We start from the raw sequence: 8,748 nt of genomic DNA on the forward strand, positions 1-8,748 counted from the left end.
GCGCGCGACCTGCGCTATGATTGAGGTGGCGCGGGGTCATTCCCCCAGAAGATCGCAGCACCCTCATCGGCGCGGCCAATTCCGGCGCGGAAGCCGGCAAACAGCTCGCGGCCCAGCCCTTCCCCGGCGGAGGGCTGGACCGAGACCGCCGGCATGCGGCGCGCGAATTCGGCTTCATCCATCTCTGCCTCCAGCCGCCCGCCAACGGAATCGATGGTGATGACATCGCCATCCCGGAGCCGCGCGATCGGACCGCCCTCCTGCGCCTCCGGCGTGAGATGCAGCGCGCTCAGCACCTTGCCGGATGCGCCGGAGAGGCGTCCATCGGTGAGAAGCGCGATCTTGAGCCCACGATTCTGCAACACGCCGAGCATGGGCATGAGCGAATGCAGCTCCGGCATGCCATTCGCCTTCGGGCCCTGATTGCGCACGACGATCACCGCATCCTTGGTGATGGCATCGGCCTTGAAATCCGCCTGGAAGGCCTCGGGGCTTTCATAGACACGGGCCGGCGCGGTCAGCGATTGCTTGTCCATCGCCACCGCCGAGGTCTTCACGATCGCCCGGCCCAGGGGACCCGTGACCAGCGCGAGGCCGCCCTCCGGCGAGAACGGATCGGCCACGCCGCGCAGGATGGATGGCGCGGGCGAGACCGCCGGCGGTTCACGATAGGCAATGCCGCAACCGTCCGGCACCGGCTCCTTCGCATAAGCCGAGAGGCCCTGCCCCGCCAGCGTCGGCACATCCTCGAAGAGAAGCCCCGCCCCGATCAGTTCGCGCGTCACGAAAGCGAGCCCGCCCGCCGCCTGGAACTGGTTCACATCCGCAGAACCATTGGGATAGATCCGCGCGAGCAAAGGCACGGCCTTCGCAAGATCCGCGAAATCCTCCCAGGTGATGCGATAGCCCGCGGCACGCGCCATCGCGATGAGGTGGATCAGGTGATTGGTTGAACCGCCCGTGGCATGCAGGCCCGCCATGGCATTGATGAAGGCGCGGGCATCAAGCATCTCGCCCATGCCGAGGCCCTCGGCCGCGCGGGCAAGCACGAGGCGCACGGCCTCGCGCGTCATCGCTTCGCGCAACGGCGTGCCCGGCGGAATGAAGGCCGTTCCGGGCACGTGCAAACCCATCAGTTCCATCATCATCTGGTTGGAATTCGCCGTGCCGTAGAAGGTGCAGGTGCCCGGCGCGTGGTAGCTCTTCATCTCGGCCTCGAGCAGCGCGTCCCGGCCCGCTTCACCGCTGGCAAAGGCCAGCCGCACGCGGGTCTTCTCGTCGTTCGGAAGACCCGAGGGCATCGGACCGGCCGGCACGAAGGCGACCGGCAGATGCCCGAAACTCATCGCGCCGATGACCAATCCCGGCACGATCTTGTCGCAGACGCCGAGCATCAGCGCGCCATCGAACACGTTATGCGACAGCGACACCGCCGTCGCCATCGCGATCACATCGCGCGAGAACAGCGACAGCTCCATGCCCGGCTGTCCCTGGGTCACGCCATCGCACATCGCGGGCACACCGCCCGCGACCTGCGCGGTGGCGCCCAGCTCCCGCGCGGCCGCCTTGAGGATCGCCGGATAGGTCTCGAACGGCTGGTGCGCCGAGAGCATGTCGTTGTAGGAGGTGACAATGCCGAGATTGGGAGCGGAACCGCTCGCGATCTTCAGCTTTTCGCTGGCGGAACATGCTGCAGCAGCATGGGCGAGGTTGCCGCAGGAGAGCTTCCGCCGGGGCGGCATGTCCCGCCGCATGGTCGCCAGGCGCGCGAGATAAGCCGTGCGGCTTTCCGACGAGCGCGCCTCGATGCGGGCGCGTACCGCCTCCAGAACGGGCGAGAGCGGGGCAGAATTCGGCATTCGCGGTTCCTCGGGCATGTCGTCCGTCACCCGGCAGGATTCGACTGCCGATGTGGTTCTTCTTCATCCGGACCGGATTCCGGATCAAAGATGTGCAAAAATTACGACACGTGTAGGAAAAATACAATCGTGCTTGGCTGCGCGCGATAGCCGTTGACCTTGCCGCGCGGCAAGAGCCGGGGCAAGCGTGGTCAATTCTTGCGATTTCGCATTATCACCTAGCAAAGTGGAGGATTGAAGGGCGAATTCGCAAGGTGCATCCAAAAAGGGCGCGGCACCGTCGATTGCCCAGCGCTGAAATGGAGCGTTCCATGAACGTGATGGCGAAGGTTTCCACGGCGAAATCCTTTCTCGAATCCGAACATTCTCCGGTCTATCCCCTGGCCGCTGCGCTTGTCGCACGGGACGCGGAAGCCCTCTCCCGCTTCTATGTGGAAAAGCTCGGATTCGAGAGGATTGGCGCGGAAGGCGATCGCATCACGCTTGGCGCTGGTGGCGTCGGCTTCCTTCACATCCGGCATCGGCCCGAAGCAAGCGCCAATTCCGGGCGCGGCTCGGGGTTGTTCCACATCGCCTATCTGGCGCCGACCCGCGCCGAACTCGGCCGCTGGTTCCTTGCGGCGCATGCCAGCGGCGCACGATTTGAGGGCGCCTCCGACCACGCGGTGAGCGAGGCCTTCTACCTCAGCGATCCTGAAGGCAATGGCATCGAGGTTTATGTCGATCGCCCGCGAGCGGATTGGCGTCGCAACCACGAAGGCGTCGACATGACGACCGGCCCGATGGCCGTGCGCGATCTCGTGCAACACGCCGCCCCCGGCGATGAAATCCCGCGCCTTCCGGCTGGAACGCGAATCGGGCATTTCCACCTTCAGGTGGGCGATGTCGATCGCGCTGCGACGTGGTGGCAGGATGTTCCGGGAGCGGATATCACCCATCGTCGGCCCGGCGCGCGCTTTCTTTCCTGGGGTGGCTATCACCACCATATCGGCCTCAATGCCTGGAACAGCGCGGGTGCAGCCCCGCGTGATCCGGACGTCACCGGCCTCGATACGATCACCTTTGCCATCCGCGAGGAGAGCGAATTCCAACGCCTCCCGACGACGCTCGGAGCGACCCCGGATGCCGCGGAATTTCAGGTTCGCGAGCCTTTTGGCATCACAATCGGTTTCCGGAAGCTGTGATGCCGGGCCTTGCGCCCGCAGGCGGAATACGCGAAGAGAGGCTCATAATCATCGTATGAAATGAGTTTGTCGATGCCTGCCGCGCCGGTTTCCGCCTACGCCCTGCCCGTTCCGGCTGCCCGGCGTTTCGATCTGCTGGCCATCGGCGAACCCATGATGGAATTCGCCGAAGTCACGCGCGGTGGTGAGCGGCTTTACCTGCCGGGCCATGGCGGGGATACCTCCAACGCCATCATCGCGGCGGCGCGACAGGGCGCGGCCTGCGCCTATTTCACCGCGCTGGGGGCGGATGCCTTCGGCGCGGATTTCCTGCGCCTCTGGGCGAGGGAGGGTGTCGATGCCTCGCGTGTCATCACCCGCGCCGACGGCTCCACCGGCTTCTATTTCATCACCAATGGCTCGGACGGGCATCAGTTCAGCTACTGGCGGAAAGGCTCGGCCGCGAGCCGCATGACGCCCGCCGAGATTCCCGCCGATCTCATCGCGGAGGCGCGCGTGCTGCATGTCTCGGGCATCAGCCAGGCAATCTCCGAAACTTGCGCCGACGCGATCTTCACGGCCATCACGGCGGCAAAGAGGGCCGGAACGGCGGTAAGCTACGATACCAACCTGCGCCTCAAGCTCTGGCCCATCGAGCGCGCCCGCGCGATCACCCATGCCGCGATGGCCGAGGCGGATATCGCGCTGCCCGGCCTCGATGATGCTCAGATCCTCACGGGCTTGCAGACGCCCGAGGACATCTGCGATTTCTATCTCGGCCTTGGCGCGAAAATCGTCGCGCTGACCCTCGGCAAGAACGGCACGATGGTCGCGATTCCAGCGTCGCGCGCGCTGGTTCCCGCCTATCCGGTCGAAGCGGTCGATGCCTCTGGCGCGGGCGACACCTTCGATGGTGCATTCCTCGCGGAATGGCTCCGCACGGGTGATCCTTTCGCGGCCGCCTCCCACGCCAATGCGGCAGCTGCGCTCGCCACCCTCGGCCATGGGGCGGTGGCGCCCATGCCGAAGCGCGCCGCCGTGGAAAGCTTCCGCGCGAGCCGCGGCTAGAGCATTTTCAAGCGAAGTGGGCACCGGTTCGCGCAAAGAAAATGCGATAAGATAAAGAGAGAAGCATTTTCGAGCAAAGCATGCCCCTGCGAAGGCGGGGGTGAATGCCGGTTGGCGGAAAAAGCGGATGCGAAAACAAGAAGAGTGAGCGCCAGATCTCTTTCTGTCAGATCGGTTTGCGCTCGAGGCGACTGGTCGTGGTCGCAGGCTGACCGGCAAAACCGGTCTCCACTCTTGCGCAACATGCTTCAGTCGGCTTCCCTTGCCTCCTGGGCGTTGGTATACCAGCAACCGCGAGGCAAGAACCGGGGGAGTTGCATGGGCGAGCATGTCCGCATTTTCGAGATGAGCCCGCGTGACGGCCTGCAGAACGAGGCGCGCCTCATCCCCACGGCGCAAAAGATCGAACTCGTCGATCGCCTCTCCGAATGCGGGTTTGACCGCATCGAGGTCACGAGTTTCGTCTCGCCGAAATGGGTGCCGCAGATGGCGGATGCGGCGCAAGTGATGGCGGGGATCACGCGAAAGCCGGGCATCGGCTATGCGGTGCTCACGCCCAATCTCAAGGGCTATGAAGGCGCGCGCGCGGCAAGGGCCGATGAGGTCGCGATCTTCGCGTCCGCCTCCGAAGGCTTCAGCCGGAAGAACATCAACTGCGCCATCGCCGAGAGCTTGCAGCGCTTCGAACCGGTGGTGGCCGCCGCGAAAGCTGACGGCATGCCCGTGCGCGGCTACATTTCCTGCGTGGTCGAATGCCCTTATGACGGGCCCACCCCGCCGGGGAAGGCAGCGGAGGTCGCAGGCGCGCTTTTCGGCATGGGCTGTTACGAGGTGAGCCTCGGCGACACGATCGGCAAGGCGACACCCGAGGGCATCGCGCGCATGCTCGATGTGGTGGCGAAGGCAGTGCCACCGGCGAAGCTCGCAGGGCATTATCATGATACGGGCGGGCGGGCGCTGGAGAACATCGCGGCGAGCCTCGAGCGGGGTTTGCGCGTGTTCGATGCCTCCGTCGGCAATCTCGGGGGCTGCCCCTATGCGCCAGGCGCGAAAGGTAATGTGGATACCCTCGCGGTGGCGCGCATGCTCCACGCCAGGGGCTACGAGACCGGACTGGACCTCGCGAAGCTCGAATCCGTCGCCGCCTTCGCGCGCAGCCTCAGGGGATAAGCCATGCGCCTCGAAACCCTCCGTCTCGCCTGGGACGATACCGGCATAGCAACGCTAACGCTCAACGCGCCGGAGAAGCATAACGCGCTCTCGCCCGCGATGATCGCGGAACTCACGGGCATCGCCGCGCGCATCAATGCCGATCCGGCCATCCGCGTGGTCATCCTCGCGGGGGAAGGCGCGAGCTTCTGCGCCGGTGGCGATCTCGGCTGGATGCGCCAGCAAATGACCGCGACGCGCGTGCAGCGCATGGCCGAGGCGCGCAAGCTTGCGGAGATGCTCTATGCGCTCAACACGCTGGAAAAGCCGCTGATCGGCCGCGTGCATGGCAATGCCTTCGGCGGCGGCGTGGGGATGATTGCGGTCTGCGATGTCGCCATCGCGGCGGAGGGAGCGAAGCTCGGCCTCACCGAAACGAAGCTCGGGCTCATCCCGGCGACCATCTCGCCCTACGTGCTGGCGCGGATGGGCGAGGGTCGCGCAAGGCGGGTCTTCATGTCCGCGCGGCTCTTCGAGGCGCGGGAAGCGGTGGAGCTCGGCCTCATCGCGAAGGTGGTCCCGGCGGAAGATCTGGATGCCACCGTGATGGCCGAGGCGAAGCCCTATCTCGCGACCGCGCCCGGCGCGGTCGCGGCCTCGAAGGCGCTGGCGCGCGCCATGGGTCCGCGCATCGATTCCGAAGTGATCGAAGACACGATCCGCCGCCTCGCGGATACCTGGGAGAACCCGGAAGCGATGGAAGGTGTTTCCGCCTTCTTCGAAAAGCGGAAGGCGAGCTGGGTGAAGTAACGCAGTGGCAGCAGGCGGAAGCAGGGGGTGCCCCGCCCGTTCTTCCAGCGATCGCGCAAGGCGCGCATCCGAGGGTTTGCCGCGAGGCGCCGGAAGGGAAGGCGCAGCGCCGCGCTGGGCACAAAATGCCGTTCAGCGGAATTTCCACCGAAACAAGGGGCAGGCGTTCGGCGCCGAAGCGTCGCCTTGAGGCATCATCGCCCATCGCGAAATCGGGCGGATCATGCCCGACTGGGATCGCGGGATGTCCGGGCTCCACGCCTATGCGCGATCCGCGCGCTTCGAGGCGATCGACCTGCTCACGCCCCAGAGCTGGAATCCGGCGTAATTGCGCCTGCCCGCCGACGGAACAGGAAAGGCAAGGCTGCGGCGATCAGCACGAACCGCCCGACCTGATGCGAGGCGAGGTAGAGCGGATCAAGCCCCAGCGCAATGCCGAGCACGATCATCGCCTCGAGCCCGCCCGGCGCGAAGGCGATCAGCGCTTCCGCAGGCCGCGCCCCGGCCAAGGCGATGGCAAGGCTCGCGCCGATTGCCGTAACGGCCATGCTCGCGAGGAACGAGAAAAGCGCGGGCAGGAACATCTGCCGGAGGCTCTGGAGCGTGATGCCGGCGATGCGCGAGCCGGCATAGACCCCGATCAAGAACATCGCGGCATCGACGATGAATGCCGGCGGCGCACCCGGCAGCCAGCCCGTCGCATGCGTCAGGCCGCCGGCCGCCATGCCGCCGAACAGGAACGGCGCGATCACCCGCACCCGCTCAAAGAGGAATGCGATTGCCACGGCCACCGCCATCAGCAGCGCAAAGGCGGGCGCGGTGATGAACGTCACTTCCGCCACCCGCCCGGTGCTCGTGGAGAGCGTGACGATGCTCGGCAGGATCGCGACCAGCACGAACATCCGGAAGGCCTGCACCACCGCCACGCGCGACAGGTCGATTCCGGCGGATGCGCCGGTCGCGAGAACGACGGACATCGCGCCGGGCACGGAGGCGAACAGCGCAACATCCCTCTGCCAGCCGAAGAAGCGCACGAGAACGATGCGGCCGACCAGCGTGATGCCGATCATCGTGAGGATGAGAATGGCGAAGGAGAGCGGATAGCGGCCGATCGCCTGGATCATTTCGGGCGTGATCGCCGATCCCATCGCGACGCCCGCGAAAAGCATGCCGATATCACGCAAAAGATCCGGCATCGCCACGCGCGCACCGGCCGCGAGCAGGAACACGACGCCGACCATCGAGCCCGAAAGCCAGGGCGCCGGCAGACCCGCAACCCAGAAGAGCGCCACGCCTGCGAGGCCGGCCACAATCATCCGGCCAAGGAGCAGGAGCGGCGAAAGATCAGGCATGAGCCACGGCGCGCGCCCGGATGCGCGCCGCGAGGCAGTTCGCGGCTTCCGCCACATCCTCACCCTTGCGCAGATAGCAGAGCCGCAGGAAGCCCTCGCCACCCGTGCCGAACGCCGTGCCGGGCGCGAGCCCGACGCCGGCATGATCAATCAGATCGAAGGCAAGTGCGCGGGTATCCGTCGCGCCTTCGACCCCGAAGAACAGATAGAAGGCACCCGGCGGCGGCGCGAGGCGGAAGCCCGGCACGGCGGAAAGGGTCGTGATCAACTGATCGCGATTGAGCCTCGCCTGCCGCACCTGCTCGACGATGAAGGAATCGCCCCCTTCCAGCGCCGCGATACCCGCGCGCTGCGCGAAAACGGGCGTGCCCGAGCTGGAATACTGGATGAGATTGATGATGACCTGCGCCAGGGCCGGCGGCGCCTCCAGCCAGCCCATGCGCCAGCCGGTCATGGCCCAGTTCTTCGAGAACGTCTGCACGAAGAGGATGCGATCCTCCTCGTTCATCAGGTCGCGGAACGAGGGCGCACGGGGTGCGTCATGGAAGAACTGACCATAGATCTCGTCGGCGATGATCCAGAGGCCATGCTTGCGGGCAAGTGCCAGCATGGCCCGGACTTCGTCGAGAGTTGCGGTCCATCCCGTGGGATTAGCCGGCGAGTTGATGCACAGCGCGCGGGTGCGCGGGGTGATCGCCCGCGCGATATCGTCGATTTCGAGCTGCCAGCCGGAATTCCCGAAGCGCATCGGCACTTCTCGGGTGGTGGCGCCGGCCACCTCCAGCGCACCGCGGAAATTCGGCCAGGCCGGCGTGGGAACGATCACCTCGTCACCCGAACCGGCCGTCATCCGCACCGCGATCTGCAAAGCATGCATGCCGCCATTCGTGACGAAAATGCGCTCCGCCCCCACCTTCTGGCCCGATATGCGGGTGAGATAGGCCGCGATCGCCTCACGCAGCGGCGGAATGCCGGCCTGATGCGTGTAGAAAGTCTCGCCTGCCGCGAGCGACCGGCTGGCAGCCTCGATGATGAAGGAAGGTGTGGCGCGATCCCCCTCCCCCACCCAGAGCGGCAGGAGGCCCGGCCTGTTGCGACCATAATCGAAGACCTCGACAATGCCGCTTGACGGCGCGGCCAGAGCTTCGGGACGAAGGGGGAAACGTTCAGGCGAAAGCATGGCTCTTCATGCGGGAAAGACCGGCAAAGAGCAATCTCGCCACTTCGATCGATGGATGAAATGGAGTGATGGATAAGCCCGGCGGGTGATGCAGGAAAGGGCGGCCAGCTCCTCCCTGCTCTCTCGATCTTGCCGAATTCCGCTCATTTCCTCAGGAGATCGCGGAT

At 65.8% G+C, this 8,748-nt stretch carries 7 protein-coding genes; 4 read left to right on the forward strand and 3 right to left on the reverse strand.

Annotated elements, in window-relative coordinates:
* Positions 1-14: 14 nt before the first annotated feature.
* Positions 15-1,859 carry a phosphogluconate dehydratase gene (gene edd / locus ACKODO_RS15950; RefSeq protein ID WP_408984430.1) on the reverse strand — a complete coding sequence of 615 codons (1,845 nt, stop codon included), beginning with the start codon at positions 1,857-1,859 and terminating at the stop codon, positions 15-17.
* A 311-nt stretch (positions 1,860-2,170) separates the two neighbouring features.
* Between edd and ACKODO_RS15955 the strand changes: the two genes are divergently transcribed.
* The 4 genes from ACKODO_RS15955 to ACKODO_RS15970 all read left to right on the forward strand — a co-directional run bounded on the left by ACKODO_RS15955 (position 2,171) and on the right by ACKODO_RS15970 (position 6,049).
* Entirely contained in the window at positions 2,171-3,043 is an 873-nt protein-coding gene (locus tag ACKODO_RS15955; RefSeq protein WP_408984431.1) for a VOC family protein, read from the forward strand.
* Between the two features lie 72 nt (positions 3,044-3,115).
* Entirely contained in the window at positions 3,116-4,090 is a 975-nt protein-coding gene (locus ACKODO_RS15960; RefSeq protein ID WP_408984432.1) for a sugar kinase, read from the forward strand.
* Between the two features lie 318 nt (positions 4,091-4,408).
* Positions 4,409-5,260 (forward strand): hydroxymethylglutaryl-CoA lyase, encoded by an 852-nt coding sequence (locus ACKODO_RS15965; protein WP_408984433.1) that lies wholly within the window; start codon positions 4,409-4,411, stop codon positions 5,258-5,260.
* A 3-nt stretch (positions 5,261-5,263) separates the two neighbouring features.
* Positions 5,264-6,049: a crotonase/enoyl-CoA hydratase family protein gene (locus ACKODO_RS15970; RefSeq protein ID WP_408984434.1), complete on the forward strand. Its 786-nt coding sequence runs from the start codon at positions 5,264-5,266 to the stop codon at positions 6,047-6,049.
* Positions 6,050-6,348: 299 nt separating this feature from the next.
* On the opposite strand, the gene ACKODO_RS15975 is transcribed toward ACKODO_RS15970, so the two are convergent.
* Entirely contained in the window at positions 6,349-7,401 is a 1,053-nt protein-coding gene (locus ACKODO_RS15975) for an AbrB family transcriptional regulator (protein WP_408984435.1), read from the reverse strand.
* Complete coding sequence (locus tag ACKODO_RS15980) at positions 7,394-8,581, reverse strand: pyridoxal phosphate-dependent aminotransferase (protein ID WP_408984436.1); 1,188 nt, start codon at positions 8,579-8,581, stop codon at positions 7,394-7,396. The genes ACKODO_RS15975 and ACKODO_RS15980 overlap by 8 nt, the downstream gene beginning before the upstream one ends.
* Positions 8,582-8,748: the final 167 nt, after the last annotated feature.

The sequence above is a fragment of the Rhabdaerophilum sp. genome, from assembly GCF_046092605.1.
In the GTDB taxonomy this organism is placed as follows: Bacteria; Pseudomonadota; Alphaproteobacteria; order Rhizobiales; family Beijerinckiaceae; genus Rhabdaerophilum.

Excerpts from the sequence above, each read along its gene's own strand:
- edd (WP_408984430.1), bottom strand. The coding sequence starts at position 1,859 with ATGCCGAATTCTGCCCCGCTCTCGCCCGTTCTGGAGGCGGTACGCGCC.
- ACKODO_RS15955 (WP_408984431.1), top strand. The coding sequence starts at position 2,171 with ATGAACGTGATGGCGAAGGTTTCCACGGCGAAATCCTTTCTCGAATCC.
- ACKODO_RS15960 (WP_408984432.1), top strand. The coding sequence starts at position 3,116 with ATGCCTGCCGCGCCGGTTTCCGCCTACGCCCTGCCCGTTCCGGCTGCC.
- ACKODO_RS15965 (WP_408984433.1), top strand. The coding sequence starts at position 4,409 with ATGGGCGAGCATGTCCGCATTTTCGAGATGAGCCCGCGTGACGGCCTG.
- ACKODO_RS15970 (WP_408984434.1), top strand. The coding sequence starts at position 5,264 with ATGCGCCTCGAAACCCTCCGTCTCGCCTGGGACGATACCGGCATAGCA.
- ACKODO_RS15975 (WP_408984435.1), bottom strand. The coding sequence starts at position 7,401 with ATGCCTGATCTTTCGCCGCTCCTGCTCCTTGGCCGGATGATTGTGGCC.
- ACKODO_RS15980 (WP_408984436.1), bottom strand. The coding sequence starts at position 8,581 with ATGCTTTCGCCTGAACGTTTCCCCCTTCGTCCCGAAGCTCTGGCCGCG.